We start from the raw sequence: 16,108 nt of genomic DNA on the forward strand, positions 1-16,108 counted from the left end.
CTGACGCGGGCACCTGGATCGCGACACTGACCCCCTTGACGGTGAGCGACTTAATCGCTTGACGGTCAAATATTTCAAGCTCTAAGTTTCTCCCGAAATTTGGAGTTGCTTGCCGTTGGGGGTCAAGGCCGTGGGGGAACGGGTGTCGGTGCTGGTCGTGGGGGCGGGGCTGGCCGGTCTGGCCAGTGCGATGTTCCTGGCGCAGCGCGGAGTCGAGGTATTGCTGGTCGAGCGGCGCTCCGGGACCTCGTTGTTTCCCAGGGCGGTGGGGCAGAACCAGCGCACGATGGAACTGCTGGGGTTCGGCGGGATCGCCGAGGACGTGCCGACGCTCACCCCGAGCCTGGCCAAGTTCCGGGTCAGGATCGCGGCCAGCCTGCCGGGGCCGACCTTCCACGAGGAGGTCTCCGAGACCGACACCACGGGCATCAGCCTCCTGTCCCCGGCGAGGCTGGGCACGGCTGGCCAGGACAAGCTGGAGCCGCTGCTGCGGCAGCGCGCCGAGGAACTCGGCGCCGAACTGCGCTTTGACACCGAGTTGGTGTCCTTCAGCCAGGATGACGACGGTGTGACCGCCGTGCTCCGCGGGCACCACGACGGGGAGACGAGTCAGGTGCGAGCGGACTACCTCGTCGCCGCCGACGGCAACCGCGGCGGTGTGCGCGAGGCGCTCGGGGTCGACCGGCACGGCCCCGGCAGCCTCGGGCACAACGTCAGCATCATCTTCGACGCCGATCTCGGTGCTCTGGTCGACCCGGAGCAGGCAACGCTGCACGTGCTCCACAACGAGCAGGCCAACGGCGTGTTCGTCACTGTCGACCAGACCATCGACCGGCACCTGTACAGCGTTGGCTACGACCCGGCCGTCGGACAGTCACCGGAGGACTTCACCACCGAGCGGTGTACCGAGCTGATCCGGCTGATCACCGAGCTGCCGGACCTCGAACCGGAGATCAGGGCCGTGCGGCCGTGGGAGATGGCGGCCGCGGTGGCGGACCGGTTCCGGGTGGGACGGGTGCTGCTCGCGGGCGACGCCGCGAAGGTCACCCCGCCGAGCGGCGGGTTCGGCGGCAACACCGCGGTCGGCGACGCCTACGACCTGGCGTGGAAGCTCGCCGCGGTGCTCGGCTCCACGGCCGGACCTGAGTTGCTGGACACCTATGACGCCGAGCGGCGCCCGAACGCCGTGCGCGTCGTCGCCGAGGCGCTGCGGTTGGTGGCCAGCCGTGGGCCCGCGTCGGCCGCCGAGGACACGGCCACCGAGCAGGTCTCCGAACAACAGCGTGCGGTCGAGCTCACGCTCGGGTTCCGCTACCGCTCCGCCTCGGTGCTCACGGAGGACGAGGATCCGGCGGACACCGAGGACCCGTACCGGCCGACCGGCCGGCCCGGATTCCGCGCACCGCACGTGTGGTTGCACCGCAACGGCGACAAATTGTCCACTGTGGACCTTTTTGGGCGCGGCTTCGTGCTGCTGGCCGGAACAGAAGGTGGATTCTGGACCGGGGTTGCCGATGATGTCGCCGCGCGTCTTGGTGTCACCGTGCGGACCCATACGATCGGTGACGAACTGGCCGACGCCGACGGCGAGTTCCTTGCCCGGTACGGGATCGGCGCATCAGGCGCGAGCCTGGTCCGGCCCGATGGCGTCGTCGCGTGGCGCACCGCCGATGCGCCACGCGATCCGGCACAGGTCCTGCTCGGGGTGCTCACGACGGCGTTGGCGAGGTAGGCGAACGAGGAAACGCGACCTGGACCGGCACGCTAGTGGCTCGCCTCGGGACCTTGACCGTGTCTCGCCGGCGGCCACCCAGCCGCGCCCGCCGACGCAGTCCGTGTCATGAAGGTGCCGTTCAGGACGCTGGATGTCCTGAACGGCACCTTCATGACACCGCGGCCTCGGCCCGGACCGGATACCAGGTCAACGATGCGCGCCGCGCCGCTAGGCGGCGTTGAGCAGGATCTTGAGCAGTTCCTCCGGGGCGTCCCGCATGACGTTGTGCCTGCTGTCCACGGCGTGCACCGTCCACTGTGGATCCTTGCGCAGCCGCTCGTAGGTCGGGGCGAACGGCGACTCGCCGTCCCATACGGTCGCGTAGACGTAGTCGCGCCGCCGGAACCGTCCGAGGTCGCCGGAAAGTCGAATCCGTTGCAGGAACGAGGCAAGCGGGTGAGCTGTGGCGCGCGCGTCGAACGACGGCAGCGCAGGAACCGAGTAGCCGTCCTCGCCCACACTCAGGTACCACTCGCGCTGCACGTCGTTGGTGAGCGTCCAGCAGGACTCCCCGTCCCGAGGCACGAAGGCGTCCACGAACACCAGGGAGTCCACCCGTTCCGGCGCCCGGTCGGCGGCCCCGGTGATCACCATGCCGCCGTAGCTGTGGCCGACCAGCACCGCGTTCCGCACCTGCTCGGCCGACAGCAGCGCGGTGAGGTCCTGGATGTGCGTGTCCAGATTGACCGTCGAGGTCAGCTGGTGGCTGCGTTCACTCAGGCCAGTCAACGTCACCGTGACAACGCGGTGACCGTGCTCGCGTAGTTGCTCGGTGAGCTGCTCGAAGCACCAGCCGCCGTGGCAGGCGCCCGGAACGAGGACGAAGGTGGCCATGTGGTGCTCCTTGCTGTGGTGCGGTACGACCAATCCTGCATGCCGACGACCTGGAAGTCCAAGAGCTCGACAAGTACGTCACATGCAGGTTTGTAACACGTGCTACATGCGCAAGCGTGACTGGCAAGACGTTGTCTCGATGGTTGATGGTGGTGGTGCGGGTACCGGCCGAGCCGTCCCGACACCGCGTGGCGGTGTGGCGGGAGTTGCGCCGCATCGGGGCCCTTTCGCTGGGCCAGGGCGTCTGGGGAGTGCCGGACGTCCCCGTGTTCTCCGACGGGATCAGCAAGGTGACCGAACTGGCCCAGCGCGGCGAGGGTGAGGTGCTGGTGCTCGACGCCGTCGGCCGCGAGGAGGCCGACTCCGCCCGCCTGGAGGCCCTGTTCACCGCCGAACGCGCCGAGGAGTGGACGGAGTTCCTGGCTGACTGCGGCAAGTTCGCCGCCGAGATCGACAAGGAGATCCGCAACCAGAAGTTCACCATGGCTGAACTGGAGGAGGAGGAACAGAGCCTGGAACGGCTGCGCCGCTGGCACCGTGACAGCACCGCCCGCGACGTGTTCGGCGCCCCCGAAGCCGCTGCGGCCGAACAACAACTACGGCACTGCGCCGATCGGCTGGTCGACTACACCGAGCGAGTTTTCCAAGCCCTGCACCAGATGTAGGCCCACACCCTGGCACGGCAACGCCAGACGTCGTTGCACACGGCAGAAGCCCGCACCCCATGGCGAGCGTGCGCTTCGTGAGACAGGTCCCGCTCTGGACGCGGGCGAGCCACTGCCGAGGACGAGGAGCATCACCTCTTCTGCACGCGTGGATCGCCCCAGGGCAGCCACGGTTGTGGGTCCTGGCTGGGATGAGTGCGGGTCAGCTCTGCCGACAGGAACTCCTGGCGTTGCTCGGCCGCCGCCGCATCTGGCAGGCCCAACACGGCGGCGATGCGGTCCCAGGCCCAGCCCCGGCGCCGGGCCTGGGCGAGGAACGCGCGCTCTGACTGGTTGCCCACGCGTCGATGGCGGGTGAGCAGCATGTACCACCGTTCGAGTACCCGATCTGGGCAGGCTTCGGCGGTCTGCTCCGCGACCAGTTGCATCGCGGCCAGCTGGTCCATCTTCATGTGGAATCCGCCTTCGCCGAACTTGCTGTCGCGGAGCCACTCGTCGAGGACGGGATCCCGTTCGTTGCCACCCATGGGTTCGATGATGGACCACCGGACGGCTACCTGTCCGTGGGTTCGCCAACAGCCACGAATGGGGGCAGCAGAGCCGAGTCACTGGACTGTCGAACGTCCAGCTCGTGGCTCGCCTCGGAACCTTGACCGTGTCTCGCCGGCGACCACCCAGCCGCGCCCGCCGACGCAAGTCGTGCCATGAAGGTGCCGTTCAGGACGCTGGATGTCCTGAACGGCACTTGGGTTCAGGGGGTGGTTGCAACACTGCTTGTGATCGAGTGGAGTTGTGATGACTGGACGGGCCCAGCTACCCCGCGCTGTGCGGGTGAGGTTTTGGGAGGTGGTCCGGGCTGGTCATGCGGTCCGGCCCGCGTCGGGGATGGTCGGGGTCAGTCATGAGACCGGGCGGCGGTGGTTCCGGCAGGCTGGCGGGGTGATCGGTAACGCGCCCCGCCCACTGTCGAACCGGTTCCTGTCGTTGGTCGAGCGGGAGGCGATCTCCCGCGGGATCGCCGCGGGTGACTCGTTCGCCCGGATCGCGGCGGGTCTGGGGCGTCCGGCCTGCACGGTCAGTCGTGAGGTCGGTCGTAACGGTGGGCGGCGGGGGTATCGGGCGGTGGCCGCGGAGCGGGCCGCGAGGGCGCGGGCCCGGCGGCCCAAGGTCGCGCGGCTGGCCGCGGACCCGGTCCTGCGGGGCTGGGTCCAGGCCGGGCTGGAGCGGGGTTGGTCACCGGAGCAGGTCGCTGCCACGCTGGAGACGACCTTTCCCGACCGGCCGGAGATGCGGGTGTCGCACGAGACGATCTACCAGTCGATCTACGTCCAGGGCCGGGGCGCGTTGCGCCGTGAGCTGGCGGCGTGTCTGCGGACCGGGCGGGCGCTACGCCGCCCCCGCCGGGCCAGCGGTGCGCCCGTCTCGGGGGCGGGCCGGATCCCGGGCATGGTCAGTATCTCCGAACGTCCCGCCGAGGCCGCCGACCGGGCGGTGCCCGGGCATTGGGAGGGTGACCTGATCCTGGGGCGGGGTAACAGGTCCGCGATCGGGACCCTGGTCGAGCGTTCCACCCGGTACTGCCTGCTGCTGCACCTGCCCGACGGGCATGACGCGGCGCGGGTGCGGGACCGGATGATCGAGACCATCCGGTCCCTGCCCACGCACCTGTGGCGGTCGTTGACCTGGGACCAGGGTAAGGAGATGGCCCGGCATGCCGAGATCAGTCTGGCCACCGACCTGGCGATCTACTTCTGTGACCCGCACTCACCCTGGCAACGTGGCTCGAATGAGAACACCAACGGGTTGCTGCGCCAGTACTTCCCCAAGGGCACCGACCTGTCCGCGCACTCCGCGGAGGACCTCGCACGCGTCGCGGTCCTGCTCAACGGCAGGCCCCGCAAGACCCTGGGCTGGATCACCCCCGCCGAAGCACTCCAGCGGGTACTGTCCGGCAAACCCCCCATTGCAACCACCACATGAACCCACCCGGTGATCACTCCAGCCCTGGTCTCGGCCGCCGTGCTGGCGGTAGCCGTCGCCGCCGCCCGCGCCGTGGCTCACCGCCTCGGCCGCCTGCACTCCGCCACACCCGTCTCACCTCCGCCTCGCCGCGCGCCTGTGCGACAGCGCCGCGCCGTCGTGGCCGTGCTCGCCACTGCCACCCTGGCCGTCACCGGAGTCGAGGTTGCCGCCTGGGCCGCGACCCCGCGCGGAAACTTCATACCCGCCTCCGCCGCCACACCCGCCGTGTCCTCCGCCCGCACAACGCAGCTCCAACTCGCCGCCTGGGTCCGAGTCGGCGGCCACACGACCCTCAACCGCGTTGCCGCCGCGACAACCTGCGACGCCGCCACCACCGCCGCGCGGGATGCCGAAGCGTTCTTCCGCGTCCCCGACCCGCGGCTGCGCCCTCTGTGGGACGCCGTTGTCACGCGCTCCGGCCGCGCCCGCGCGAACTGCCCCGCCAACCCTGGGACCGGCCTCGCGTGGGCGCGCCAAGCCGCCGCCACCGCGACCGTCCTGCGCGCTGGCCTGGACGCCGTCGCACGTGGCGACCAACCGGTCGTCGCCGTGCCCGAACCCGGCGAGGTTCTGGACCTCGCCCAGTGGGCGGACCGGGGCGCCCGCGACCTGCTGGCCCGCTTCAACACCACCTCCACTAGCCTGTTCTCCTACCTCGACCAGGTCCATGGCAGTGCCGAGACAACCTCGCTCGCGCCCTACTGCGCCGAGGTGACTCACATCGCGCAGGATGCGCACGGCTTCTTCCGCGTGAACGACCCGTGGGTGCAGGACCGGTGGGACGCGTTCGTGAAGTCCGCCGCCGAGGCGGGGCCGCACTGCACGCGGGCGCTCGTGGCCTTCGATGTCAACGCCCTACGCACCGCGCTACAGGAGATCGACCGGCTTCAGCGGTCCGTGATGTGCCTGGAGAATCGGCTGCGTGGCTCGGTCGGCGGCTCCTGTTAGCCGCACCGCGGCGATGCGGAATCACCTGCGGTGCTACGAGCCGAAGTTGTCCGCGTCGAGGCTGATCCAGAACCGATCCTCGCGCTGCCTTCGGCCGTCAGGCACACCACCGTTCGCCAGAATCACCCGGCGCGATGGTTCGTTGTCCGCGTCGCAGGTCACCAGGACCCGATCGATGCCAAGACGGCGGCACTCCACAAGTCCGGCCGCCAGCATCCGCGTGGCATGGCCCTGCCGACGCCACGGCGCGACCACGTGGTACCCGATGTGGCCTCCGACTTCGGCGAGTTCGGGTGTCAGCCGGTGCCGGACGACGAGTGTTCCCAAGTAGTACTCGCCGGAGACGTACCAGAAGATCGTGGAGGGCACTTCCCATCGCGTCCGCACCCCGCGCCGCACGGCGACGAACTCGTCGAAGTCCTCGCTGGCCGGTCCCAGCCAGTCTGTCGGCGTACCTCTCAGCAGGCAATCAGCTTGCTCACCCACGAGGTAGGAGGTCCGCACCGTGGCCGTCGGCCACACCAGACGGGGCGATTCGACTAGCTGGATCATGGCCGCAGTCTTCACCCCCAACCGCGTCGAGCGCCTTTCATTATCGTTTCCCACCAAGTGGCGCCTACCGCGGTCGCGGCGCGTAGCGCACCTCCGGGAAGGGCCAGTCCGTCGCCAGCCATGCGGAAACCGCCTCGTACAGCGGCTTGTCCAGTTCGGCCCGATCGGCGCGTACCCAGGAGTGCACCTCCACCACGGCCTCGTTGTCCCGTGCCGGGTACATGTACACGCAGCCGATCACCTCGTCCCCCGACGCTTCGAGGACCGAGTAGGTGAAACCGACGCGCCGCGCGAAGTGCTCCGCGTGCCTGCGTAGGTCGGCGAGGTTGCGTTCCAGGGACATCCCCTGTGCTGGAGGCCAACTCCAGCTCTCGAAGCCCGGCGTCGAGCGCACGTGTTCGATGCTGCTCGTCCATGCGGAGTGGTCTCGCTCGTTGTGCTGCGGGCCAAGAGGTTCCAGGCGGAACGACTCGGCAACGAGCTCACGTGGAATCACGAAGTCATCAGCGACAAACACGGACTTGCACACCTCCCAGGCCTAGATCTACTCGGTGGGACTGACCTCGTCGCCGACACGGATCACGCCCGGCCGCACGACGTCCAGGTAGACCCCGACGCACGACAGCGGACCCAGGTTCAGCACTGGCACTCGGTGCTCACGGGCCACCGCCCGCATGACGCCCGGCGCCGCGGGCAGTTCCCCGTGCTGCAACGTGGGTACCGCACACCGGGGCGTGGGCAAGGTGACCTGGAACTGGACCTCGCCCACTCGCAGTGTCCGGCCCAGCCAGGCGTCCTCGACGAATCCGGGATCGTCGGGGGTGTCGATCACCAGATTGGGGCGGAACCGGCGCGCGTCGAAGTCCTCGGCCGGGTAGTTCGCGCGCAGGCGGTGCAGGCTGGAGGTCGTGACCAGATGGACCATCCCGTAGTCGAAGAAGGTGCCGGCCGCGATCCGGCCAGAGGTGATGGCATCCCCGGTCTCGTCGACGAAGACGTTGTCCCGCAAGACCTCGGGCATCCCGCCCTGGTAATCCGGTACCGCACGTTCCAGGACCGCCTGCTGCGGTGGACTGTCCGACACGACCACCCTACGGCGCAGCAAGTCGGACAGCCTCTTGTCCAGTTCGGCGTCCCCGCAGTGCAGAACCGTGCCGTCGGGCAGCACCACCCGAGCGGTGTCGGGGTCGGCCAGTTCGCTGCGGCAACGCAGCAGTGACCCCCACTTGCGCGGGTGCTTCGCACTGGCCACGGCGCCCAGTTCGTCGAGCACCCCGAACCGCCGGTCCCCGTCCAGCCCCCGCTCGGTGACCCGCACCGCGGTCAGGGCCTCGCCGAGCATGGACTTCACCGGATACCGGCGAACCGCTGTCACCCTCCCCATCAGGGGAGTATGCGATCCATCCCGCCGCGCCCGCCAGCGATTTCGTCCTCGACCGCGGCTGCGTTGGCGTAGCGGCGGGCCAGGTGCGCGAAGGCGGCTTTGAGCTCGGGCGGCCCGATGACCTCGATGTCGGCGTCGAACCTGCCGATGGTGGCGGCCAGGCCGGGCCATGACCACGAGCCCAGGACGAGCCGGCAGCGGTCCGGGCCGACCTCCTCGACGATTCCCTCGCGGGTGTAGCGGAGGACGACCTCGGCGGGGAGGTCGAGGATCACCTCGCCGCGGCAGGGCCAGCCGCCGGTGCCGTCGGAGCCCTGGAACCTGCTGGTCACGAAGGCGGCCACGTCCCCTCCGGGCAGTTCACGCGGGGTGAAGCGAGGCCCGGTGGGGGTGCGCGGGGTGATCCGGTCGGCACGGAAGGTGCGCCAGTCCTCGCGGTCGAGGTCCCAGGCTAGGAGGTACCAGCGCCCGCCCCAGGTGACGAGGTGGTGGGGCTGCACCCGGCGCGGCGGGGGCCGCACGCCGTTGTCCTCCGCGGTGGCGTCGTAGTCGAAGCGCAGCACCTCGCGGGCGTGCACGGCGGAGCTGAGGGCCATCAGCACACTGCTGTCGACCTGCGGGTCCGGCCGGGTCGCGGGCCGATTGACGGCGGTGACCTGGAGGGTGTCGATGCGGCGGCGCAGCCGTGCGGGCATGACCTGGCGGACGGTGTTCAGCGCGCGCACCGCGGCTTCCTCAATGCCCGCACCGGCGGTGGTGGCGATCTGGAGGGCGACGGCGAGGGCGACGGCCTGGTCGTCGTCGAACAGCAACGGGGGCAGTTCCGTGCCCGCGTCGAGCCGGTACCCACCGTCGGGGCCTTTGGTGGCCAGTATGGGATAGCCGAGCTCGCGCAGGCGGTCGACGTCGCGGCGCACGGTGCGCGGGCTGATGTCCAGCCGCTCGGCCAGCAACGCCCCTGGCCAGTCCCGGCGCGCCTGGAGCAGCGAGAGCAACGACAGCAGTCGCGCTGAGGTCTTCGGCATGATCCCATAGTGCCCTGAGAAGCGGCCACACCCTGTCCGCTACCCCTGCGACTGTTGTCCCGTGCCAGACAACGACAACAACCCGAAGGGCCCGAACGCCGTGACCGTCACCACCACCCTGGACGCCGAGCGGGGCGAACTGCTCGCCGCGCTCGCGACCGCGCGATCCACCCTCACCAACACCGTCCGCGGGCTCAGCGAGGAGCAACTCGGCGAGCGCCCGACGGTCAGCGCGCTGTGCCTGGGCGGGCTGATCAAGCATGTCGCGTCCATCGAGGAAGGCTGGCTGCGGTTCGTGGTCGAGGGCCCGTCGGCGATGCGCTACGACCTGCCCGAGGGGGTCACCTGGGCCGACCTCGCGGCCGGTACCGCACGCGAGTTCCCGCAGTGGGCGATCGACCACCAGAACGAGTTCCGGATGCTGCCCGGTGAGACGCTGGCCGGGATCCTCCAGCGCTACGAGCAGGTCGCCGCCCGGACCGAGCAGGTCATCGCCGCCGTCCCCGACCTGTCGGCCACGCACCCGTTGCCGGAGGCGCCCTGGCACGAGCCGGGAGCGGTGCGCAGCGTGCGCCGGGTGCTGATGCACGTCCTGGCCGAGACCGCCCAGCACGCTGGGCACGCGGACATCCTGCGCGAGACGCTCGACGGGCAGCGGGCGACCTGACCGGTGGCCGATCTCGGCCAGCTCGGGCCACCGCCCCGACCCGGTGCTGCGCGCCGGACGCGGTGAACCAGGGCTGGGCGGCGGTCTCTGCCGTCCGGTCCTGGCCTCAAGGCTTGCACGGAACCGAAGGGAACGGCGTCACCGTGAAGATGCGCGAACTGGGGCGGACCGGTGTCCGGGTCAGCCCCAACTGCCTGGGCACCACCGACTGCGGCGAGGACAGCAGTTCCCGGCGCAGGATCGTCACCGAGGTCCAGCTGGGCGCGACCCGATGACCGTACTGGACACCCGTGCGCTCAACCGTGCGACGCTGGCCCGGCAGTTGCTGCTCGATCGCGCCGAGGTACCGGTGCTCGACGCCGTCGCACACCTGGGCGGCCTGCAAGCGCAGGAACCGCAGGAACCGTTCGTCGGGCTCTGGTCACGGCTGCACGCCTTCGACCCGGCAGTGCTCTCGGACCTGCTGACCGGGCGGCGCGTGGTGCGGACCCACCTCATGCGCCGTACCGTTCACCTCCTCACGGCCGAGGACGTCCTGGCCTGGCGGGCCCGCCATGACGCCATGCTGCGCCAGCGAGTGCTCGGGACCTACCGCCGCGAACTTGACGGAGTAGACCTCGACGAGCTCGCGGCGGCGGGCCGGGCGGTGATGGCCGACGAGGAGCCCCGCTCGATGACCGAGCTCGCGCGGGCGCTGGCCGAGCGCTGGCCGACGCCGGGACCGCGGGCGCTCGGGGAGATGCTGATCGCCGCCCTCGTCCCGGTGGCACAGCTGCCACCGCGCGGACTGTGGCGCAGGAAGTCAGGAGTGCGCAACGTGTTGCTCTCCTCGTGGCTGGGGCGCGAGATCGACCCGCCAGCCCAGGAGGGCACCGATCCGGTCGGCGCGGCGCTGGTACGGCGCTATCTGACCGCGTTCGGCCCCGCGGCCGTTGCCGACCTGCGCGCGTGGTGCGGCCTGGCCGGACTGCCGGCCGCGGTGGCCGCGATGCGCGGGGAGCTCATCGCCTTCCGCGACGAGCGAGGCCGGGAACTGTTGGACCTGCCCGATGCGCCGCGCCCCGATCCCGACACACCCGCCCCGGTGCGGTTCCTGCCCGCGTTCGACAACGCGATCCTCGGCTACCACGACCGCGGCCGGATCATCGATGACGTCCACCGCGGCCTGTCGGTCACCGGCGCGCGCGTTGTGCTGGTCGACGGCCGGGTCGCCGCGACCTGGCAGGTCGAGGCGGATACCGTGATCGTCACCCCGCTGCGGCGCTTGTCCCGTGCCGACCGCACAGCCGTCACCGAGCAGGGGCGGGAGTTGGCGTTGTTCCTCTCCGACAACGACAGCAACCGCGTACGGGTTGCCGCGTCTGCTCTGTGAGCGGTCGGCTGTCAGGTGAGGGCGGGACTGCCGGTGCCGCTACAGCGGTGGACCCCGAGGGCGCGTCGGTACACCTGCCAGCCCACCAGCGCGCTGAGCCCGAACACCAACGGGCCGAACAGGTCGACCGTGCCGAGTGCGACGGCCTGGCCGGACAGGAACAAGGGGAGCTGGATCGCCAGCATCGTCAGGCTCCCGGTGTAGAGGACCAGGTTGGCCAGGGTGAGGGCCCTGCGGCGCACCGCGCAGCGGCGCCACAGGGTCCGCTCACCCGTGATCATCCCGATCACCAGCCCCAGCGGCGGCCAGCCCAGCAGGAGCAGCACCGGGGTCACCAGGGCCAGCGTGCAGTGCACCAGCAGCCCCGGCACGAAGAAGCTGGTGGCCTGTCCGGTGGCGGAGGCGAGCAGAGCCCCGACGCTGACGACGCCGAGGGAGCCGAGGGTGCGCCGCACGGGTTCCCGGCGCAGGAGCCGGTAGGCGAAGACCCCGAGCCCGACCACCAGCGCGGTGGCCAGCGCGAGGAACAGGTGGTGCGTCAGGGCGAAGCTCAGGGTGAACCCGAAGACGGGGGCGAGGTCGACCACGGCCTCGTGCAGTCGCCTGCGCACGGTGGCCCGGACGGCGTCCTCGTCGGTGTCGGGTCGTGCTTCGCGGTCCACGGCGGCTCCATGCTCCTCGGCGATCGGAAAGCCGTGTGGCCTCCCGGCTCAAGGAAACCGAGCCCTGCTGACCTGCCCCGGTCGACGACCTGACCGTTTCCTGACAATGCGAGTGGTCAGGTGTGAGGAATCCTCACTGTCACGGCCGTCCGGCGCCGGAGCCCGCGGTGAAGTCGACCTCGGCCGTGGTGACCGTGCCCGCGGTCCGGCCGGGAGCCCGGTGGTACCGCCAGTACAGGTTCGTGTGGGCGATGACCTTGTCCGGCGGCGGCGCGCCGTACGGGGTGAGGTCCTCGGTCGTGTGGGCGTCGCCGACCAGGGTGGCGTCGTAGCCGCGGACGATCGCGCCGTGGAGTGTCGAGCGGACACACTCGTCGGTCTGCGCGCCCGCGACCACGAGCCGGCCGATGCCGCGGGCGGCCAGCACCGGCTCCAGGTCGGTCTCCTCGAAGGAGTCGGCGTACGCCTTGTGCACCAACGGCTCGGCAGCGGACCGCACGAGCTCGGGCACGTACTGCCAGCTCTCGCTGTCCCGGGGCATCTCGTCACTGTTGTGCTGGACCCAGACGACCTCGACCCCGGCGGCGCGCGCCTTGTCGACCAGCGTGGCGATGTTGGCGACGACGGTGTCCCGGTCGTGTGCGTGGCCCATGACGCCGTTCTGCACGTCGATGACGAGCAGTGCGGTGTTCGGGCGGTTGACGAGGGTGGTCATGGCAGCCCCTGGGCCGTGCGGGTCGTGGTCTGCGACCACCCTAGGCGAACTGCGCGCTCAGGTGTGCGGATTGGCGTGGTAGAAGGCCTGCGCGGTGAAGCTGATCCACTCGGGGTTGTCCCAGGTGGCCCAGCGGGTGCGCGCGGCCTTGTCGATCGTGGCGGCGGCCTCGTCGGCGGACAGGCCGCTCGCCCGCAGGCGTGCGGCCTCGCCGCGGACGTGGGCGAGGTAGTCGCGGACCTCGCGAATCTGGGCGGTGTCGGCCAGTTCGCCGTGGCCGGGGACGACGATCTCGGGGGAGAGGGCGATGAACTGGTCGAGCACGGCGATCCAGCGGTCCCCGTCGACCTCGGTGTCGAACGGCGGGAAGTAGGGTGCGATGGGGAACATGTGGGTCTCGAACAGGTCCCCGGTGAACAGCACGCGGTCGTCGACGAGCACGGTCTGGTCGCCCGCGGTGTGCGCGGGGCCCACGCCGCGCAGGACCACCCGGCGGCGGCCGAGATCGATCTCGGCCTGACCCTCGTAGACGAGGTCCGGGTCGGTGAGTTCGAAGCCATCGAGTTCGGCGGCGATGGCGGGGCCCAGACCGGTGAACATTTCGGTGAAGGCGGCCGCCTTGCGGTGCAGTTCCTCGCGCTGGGCCCGGTTGTAGATGATCGTCGCGGCGCCCTTGAACGCCTGTGCCCCGAACCCGTGCTCGGGGTGGAAGTGCGTGATCGTCAGGTACAGCGGCCGGTCACCGGCCAGGCGCCGCGCCTGCTTGAGCACGTACTCCCCGTTGCGGGGGCCGATGCCGGTGTCGACCACCAGCGCGGCGTTGTCGCCGAGCACGATGCCGACGTTCGGCACGATCGGCACGCGGTTGTCGGGGATCACGAACACCCCGTCGGCCACTTCGACGGGCTCGCCGCGCACGATCGGCGGCGGGGCGTCCCGCACGTCCGGTGGGGCGGCCTGCTCGGCGGGGTTGGCGACGCACATGACCGGGCTCCTTCGATCTGTTCAGTGTTCAGATGCCACCGACCCTAGCATGGATCTGAACGATGTTAAGATTTGGTCATGGCCAAGAGCGGTTACCACCACGGGGACCTGCGGAGCGCGCTGCTCGACGTCGCTGAGGCCCTTGTCCGCGAACGCGGTGTCGACGGGTGGTCGCTGCGCGAGGCGTGCGTCCGGATCGGTGTCAGCCCGAGCGCCGCCTACCACCACTTCGCCTCACGGGACGCACTGGTCGGCGCGCTCGCCGCGCGAGTGCTCACCCAGCTGGGAGAACACCTGGCGCACGCCGCCGAGCACGCGGCTGGCGACGTGCAGCAGCGGCTCATCGCCTTCAGCACCGGCTACGTCCGCTGGGCGATGGACGACCCGGCGGTCGCCCGCCTGGCCTTCAGCGCCGGTCGTGCCACCGCCGAGACCGTCGTCCCACCCCACCCGCACGACGTGCTCGTCGCGGAACTCGACCGGCTCGTCGAGGCCGGTGGCCTCAAGGCCGCGGCGCGCCCCGGGGCCGAGTTCATCGTCTGGGCCGCCGTGCACGGACTCGCCACCCTGCTCGCCGACGGGCTCGTCCAGCTCGACGACCAGCGAGCCGCCGACCTCGAAACGGAGCGCCTCGTTCGAGCCACCCTCACCGGACTGGCACAGGAGGAGCCGCGGTCCACGGCTTGGCCGACAGCCCGGTCCGCGCACACGGAACGCCTCGCGAGGCAGCAGGCGGCTCTGTCCCCGGAGGGAGACGGCTGATCTGTCCTGAGGAGGACATCGGCCCGCTGGATTTCCCTCCCACGACAGATGTTTGTCCCGTTCGCCGGACCTAGTCTTCTGAAGTGGCGCCATCCACCGACGATTCCCGGCTCATGACTGGACAACCATGAACGATTGTCTTACCGCGCAAGGAAAACTCCGCAGGGTGGCGCTGGCGGTCCTGCTCGCCGCCAGCGGACTGGTCCTCGCCGCACCCCCGGCCCAGTCCTCGACCGCCGGGCTGGCCCGGTTCGAGTCCCAGGCGATCGCCTGGCACGACTGCCGGACCGGTCCGGAGGACGAGGTCGGCGCTCAGCTGGCGGCGGTCGGGGCGCGCTGCGGCGAGCTCACGGTCCCGCTCGACTACGGCGATCCCGGCGGCCGCACCATCTCGGTGGCGGTGGCCCGACGTGCCGCCACCGATGCCGGACACCGGCGCGGAACACTGGTGGTCAACACCGGCGGGCCCGGCCCGTCACTGGACGGGGTGCCGCTGCTGGTGCGGGGCGAGCCACCGGCTTTTCCGCAGGGCTCCCCGGCAGTCGCCGCCCAGTACGACCTGGTGGGCATCGACCCCCGGTTCTTCGGGCGCAGCACCCCGCTGGAATGCGGCTGGCCCACCGGTCTGTACCTGCACAGCGCCCAGCTCTCCAGCGCGACCCGCCAGGACTTCGACCGCGGCGTGGCCACCGCCAGGGACCTGGCCGCCCGCTGCGCGGGGCACCGGGACGAACTGCCCCACGGCTCCACCCGCGCCATCGCCCGCGACCTGGACGTGGTGCGCGCGGCCCTCGGTGAACAGCGGATCTCGTACCTGGGCTGGTCCTACGGCAGCTACCTGGGCGCGGTCTACCTACAGCTGTTCCCTGACCACGCCGATCGGATCGTGCTCGACAGCGCCATCGCGCCCGAGGCCTACGGACCCGCGCTGACCCGCGAGACCGCACCAGCCGACGCCGCGGCGCTGAGGGACTGGGCGGGGTGGGCCGCAGACCACCACCAGCAGTACGGCCTCGGCGAGACGACGGACGGTGTCCTGGCCGCGGTGGACCAGATCTACCGGGCGGCCACCCGCCACCCGCTACAGGTAGGCAGCCACCAGGTGGACGCGAGCATGATCCCCGGTCTGCTGCTCACGGTCGACGACAGCGAGGCCTCGTACGCGGAGTTCAGCGCGCAGGTGCGCGTGCTACGCGAGGCGGCGCGCGGCCTCGCCGTCACCCCGACCCCCGACCTCGAACAGAAGCTGGCCCTGTACAACGATCCTGGGGTGAGCGCGGCGTTCGGTTTCAGCGCCGCCACTGCGAACAGGTGCGCCGATCGGGCCGCCCCGCGCGACCCCGAGACCTACTTCCGCGACATCCAGGCACATCTGGCCGCCGAACCCCTGTACGGCGCGCTGGCTCGTCAGATCACCCCATGCGCGTTCTGGCCGACCCTTCCGGCCGAGGCACCGACCAGGATCGGCAACAGTCATCCGGCTCTGATCGTCGGAGCGAGCGGTGACCCGGTGACACCCCGCCCCGGCCAGCAGGCGATGCACCAAGCCCTGACCGGTTCCCGCATGGTCACCCTCGACCACGCATTCCGGCACGGCGTGTACCTCTCGGGCGCCAGCGGCTGTGTGGACACCACCGTCGACCGTTACCTGCTGCGCGGGGTTCTGCCCAGTACCGACATCGCCTGTTCCCGTGGCACGGGCTGACCGCTCCGCAGGCACCCGGCCAGTGGACGCGGGGTCG

General features: G+C 70.6%; 18 protein-coding genes. 9 read left to right on the forward strand and 9 right to left on the reverse strand.

Annotated elements, in window-relative coordinates:
• Positions 1-130 precede the first annotated feature (130 nt).
• Complete coding sequence (rdmE, locus tag KALB_RS17240) at positions 131-1,732, forward strand: aklavinone 12-hydroxylase RdmE (protein ID WP_025356965.1); 1,602 nt, start codon at positions 131-133, stop codon at positions 1,730-1,732.
• Positions 1,733-1,942: 210 nt separating this feature from the next.
• On the opposite strand, the gene KALB_RS17245 is transcribed toward rdmE, so the two are convergent.
• Complete coding sequence (locus KALB_RS17245) at positions 1,943-2,608, reverse strand: alpha/beta fold hydrolase (RefSeq protein WP_025356966.1); 666 nt, start codon at positions 2,606-2,608, stop codon at positions 1,943-1,945.
• A gap of 116 nt (positions 2,609-2,724) precedes the next feature.
• Between KALB_RS17245 and KALB_RS17250 the strand changes: the two genes are divergently transcribed.
• Positions 2,725-3,273, forward strand: a complete 549-nt coding sequence (locus KALB_RS17250; protein ID WP_025356967.1) for a Chromate resistance protein ChrB — start codon at positions 2,725-2,727, stop codon at positions 3,271-3,273.
• 131 nt (positions 3,274-3,404) lie between these two features.
• Here KALB_RS17250 and KALB_RS17255 read toward each other — a convergent pair whose 3' ends face one another.
• Positions 3,405-3,800, reverse strand: coding sequence for a hypothetical protein (locus KALB_RS17255; protein WP_025356968.1), 396 nt, complete (start codon positions 3,798-3,800; stop codon positions 3,405-3,407).
• A gap of 268 nt (positions 3,801-4,068) precedes the next feature.
• On the opposite strand from KALB_RS17255, the gene KALB_RS17260 reads away from it, so the two are divergent.
• Together KALB_RS17260 and KALB_RS17265 are read left to right on the forward strand one after the other, a co-directional pair.
• Positions 4,069-5,253, forward strand: a complete 1,185-nt coding sequence (locus KALB_RS17260) for an IS30 family transposase (protein WP_042220463.1) — start codon at positions 4,069-4,071, stop codon at positions 5,251-5,253.
• 9 nt (positions 5,254-5,262) lie between these two features.
• Complete coding sequence (locus tag KALB_RS17265) at positions 5,263-6,243, forward strand: hypothetical protein (RefSeq protein ID WP_025356970.1); 981 nt, start codon at positions 5,263-5,265, stop codon at positions 6,241-6,243.
• A 33-nt stretch (positions 6,244-6,276) separates the two neighbouring features.
• On the opposite strand, the gene KALB_RS17270 is transcribed toward KALB_RS17265, so the two are convergent.
• The 4 genes from KALB_RS17270 to KALB_RS17285 all read right to left on the reverse strand — a co-directional run bounded on the left by KALB_RS17270 (position 6,277) and on the right by KALB_RS17285 (position 9,204).
• Complete coding sequence (locus KALB_RS17270) at positions 6,277-6,795, reverse strand: GNAT family N-acetyltransferase (protein WP_025356971.1); 519 nt, start codon at positions 6,793-6,795, stop codon at positions 6,277-6,279.
• 64 nt (positions 6,796-6,859) lie between these two features.
• On the reverse strand, positions 6,860-7,138 hold the full coding sequence (locus KALB_RS49210; RefSeq protein ID WP_236650276.1) for a hypothetical protein: 279 nt from the start codon (positions 7,136-7,138) through the stop codon (positions 6,860-6,862).
• A 201-nt stretch (positions 7,139-7,339) separates the two neighbouring features.
• The gene (locus KALB_RS17280; protein ID WP_025356973.1) at positions 7,340-8,179 is read right to left on the reverse strand and encodes an MOSC domain-containing protein; all 840 of its coding nucleotides are present in this window, start codon (positions 8,177-8,179) and stop codon (positions 7,340-7,342) included.
• Entirely contained in the window at positions 8,179-9,204 is a 1,026-nt protein-coding gene (locus KALB_RS17285; protein WP_025356974.1) for a helix-turn-helix transcriptional regulator, read from the reverse strand. The genes KALB_RS17280 and KALB_RS17285 overlap by 1 nt, the downstream gene beginning before the upstream one ends.
• A gap of 61 nt (positions 9,205-9,265) precedes the next feature.
• Here KALB_RS17285 and KALB_RS17290 point away from each other — a divergent pair, with 61 nt between their 5' ends.
• The 3 genes from KALB_RS17290 (at position 9,266) to KALB_RS17295 (ending at position 11,243) form a co-directional block, all read left to right on the forward strand.
• The gene (locus KALB_RS17290; RefSeq protein WP_236650277.1) at positions 9,266-9,871 is read left to right on the forward strand and encodes a DinB family protein; all 606 of its coding nucleotides are present in this window, start codon (positions 9,266-9,268) and stop codon (positions 9,869-9,871) included.
• 113 nt (positions 9,872-9,984) lie between these two features.
• Positions 9,985-10,146 carry a hypothetical protein gene (locus KALB_RS47600; protein WP_158510757.1) on the forward strand — a complete coding sequence of 54 codons (162 nt, stop codon included), beginning with the start codon at positions 9,985-9,987 and terminating at the stop codon, positions 10,144-10,146.
• Complete coding sequence (locus KALB_RS17295; protein WP_025356976.1) at positions 10,143-11,243, forward strand: winged helix DNA-binding domain-containing protein; 1,101 nt, start codon at positions 10,143-10,145, stop codon at positions 11,241-11,243. Before KALB_RS47600 ends, KALB_RS17295 begins: the two co-directional genes overlap by 4 nt.
• Before the next feature lie 11 nt (positions 11,244-11,254).
• Here the strand turns inward: KALB_RS17295 and KALB_RS17300 are convergent, their stop codons facing one another.
• The 3 genes from KALB_RS17300 to KALB_RS17310 all read right to left on the reverse strand — a co-directional run bounded on the left by KALB_RS17300 (position 11,255) and on the right by KALB_RS17310 (position 13,604).
• Complete coding sequence (locus KALB_RS17300; RefSeq protein WP_025356977.1) at positions 11,255-11,905, reverse strand: DUF3159 domain-containing protein; 651 nt, start codon at positions 11,903-11,905, stop codon at positions 11,255-11,257.
• A gap of 139 nt (positions 11,906-12,044) precedes the next feature.
• On the reverse strand, positions 12,045-12,620 hold the full coding sequence (locus KALB_RS17305) for an isochorismatase family protein (protein ID WP_025356978.1): 576 nt from the start codon (positions 12,618-12,620) through the stop codon (positions 12,045-12,047).
• Positions 12,621-12,677: 57 nt separating this feature from the next.
• Positions 12,678-13,604 (reverse strand): MBL fold metallo-hydrolase, encoded by a 927-nt coding sequence (locus KALB_RS17310; protein ID WP_025356979.1) that lies wholly within the window; start codon positions 13,602-13,604, stop codon positions 12,678-12,680.
• A gap of 78 nt (positions 13,605-13,682) precedes the next feature.
• Between KALB_RS17310 and KALB_RS17315 the strand changes: the two genes are divergently transcribed.
• Positions 13,683-14,366, forward strand: coding sequence for a TetR/AcrR family transcriptional regulator (locus KALB_RS17315; RefSeq protein WP_025356980.1), 684 nt, complete (start codon positions 13,683-13,685; stop codon positions 14,364-14,366).
• Positions 14,367-14,532: 166 nt separating this feature from the next.
• Positions 14,533-16,071, forward strand: a complete 1,539-nt coding sequence (locus tag KALB_RS17320) for an alpha/beta fold hydrolase (RefSeq protein ID WP_025356981.1) — start codon at positions 14,533-14,535, stop codon at positions 16,069-16,071.
• Positions 16,072-16,108: the final 37 nt, after the last annotated feature.

The sequence above is a fragment of the Kutzneria viridogrisea DSM 43870 genome (genome assembly GCF_000525635.1).
Lineage (GTDB): Bacteria > Actinomycetota > Actinomycetes > Mycobacteriales > Pseudonocardiaceae > Kutzneria > Kutzneria viridogrisea.

Excerpts from the sequence above, each read along its gene's own strand:
- KALB_RS17310 (WP_025356979.1), bottom strand. The coding sequence starts at position 13,604 with ATGTGCGTCGCCAACCCCGCCGAGCAGGCCGCCCCACCGGACGTGCGG.
- KALB_RS17315 (WP_025356980.1), top strand. The coding sequence starts at position 13,683 with ATGGCCAAGAGCGGTTACCACCACGGGGACCTGCGGAGCGCGCTGCTC.
- KALB_RS17255 (WP_025356968.1), bottom strand. The coding sequence starts at position 3,800 with ATGGGTGGCAACGAACGGGATCCCGTCCTCGACGAGTGGCTCCGCGAC.
- KALB_RS17285 (WP_025356974.1), bottom strand. The coding sequence starts at position 9,204 with ATGCCGAAGACCTCAGCGCGACTGCTGTCGTTGCTCTCGCTGCTCCAG.
- KALB_RS17245 (WP_025356966.1), bottom strand. The coding sequence starts at position 2,608 with ATGGCCACCTTCGTCCTCGTTCCGGGCGCCTGCCACGGCGGCTGGTGC.
- KALB_RS17295 (WP_025356976.1), top strand. The coding sequence starts at position 10,143 with ATGACCGTACTGGACACCCGTGCGCTCAACCGTGCGACGCTGGCCCGG.
- KALB_RS17280 (WP_025356973.1), bottom strand. The coding sequence starts at position 8,179 with ATGGGGAGGGTGACAGCGGTTCGCCGGTATCCGGTGAAGTCCATGCTC.
- KALB_RS49210 (WP_236650276.1), bottom strand. The coding sequence starts at position 7,138 with ATGTCCCTGGAACGCAACCTCGCCGACCTACGCAGGCACGCGGAGCAC.
- KALB_RS17260 (WP_042220463.1), top strand. The coding sequence starts at position 4,069 with ATGACTGGACGGGCCCAGCTACCCCGCGCTGTGCGGGTGAGGTTTTGG.
- KALB_RS17305 (WP_025356978.1), bottom strand. The coding sequence starts at position 12,620 with ATGACCACCCTCGTCAACCGCCCGAACACCGCACTGCTCGTCATCGAC.
- KALB_RS17270 (WP_025356971.1), bottom strand. The coding sequence starts at position 6,795 with ATGATCCAGCTAGTCGAATCGCCCCGTCTGGTGTGGCCGACGGCCACG.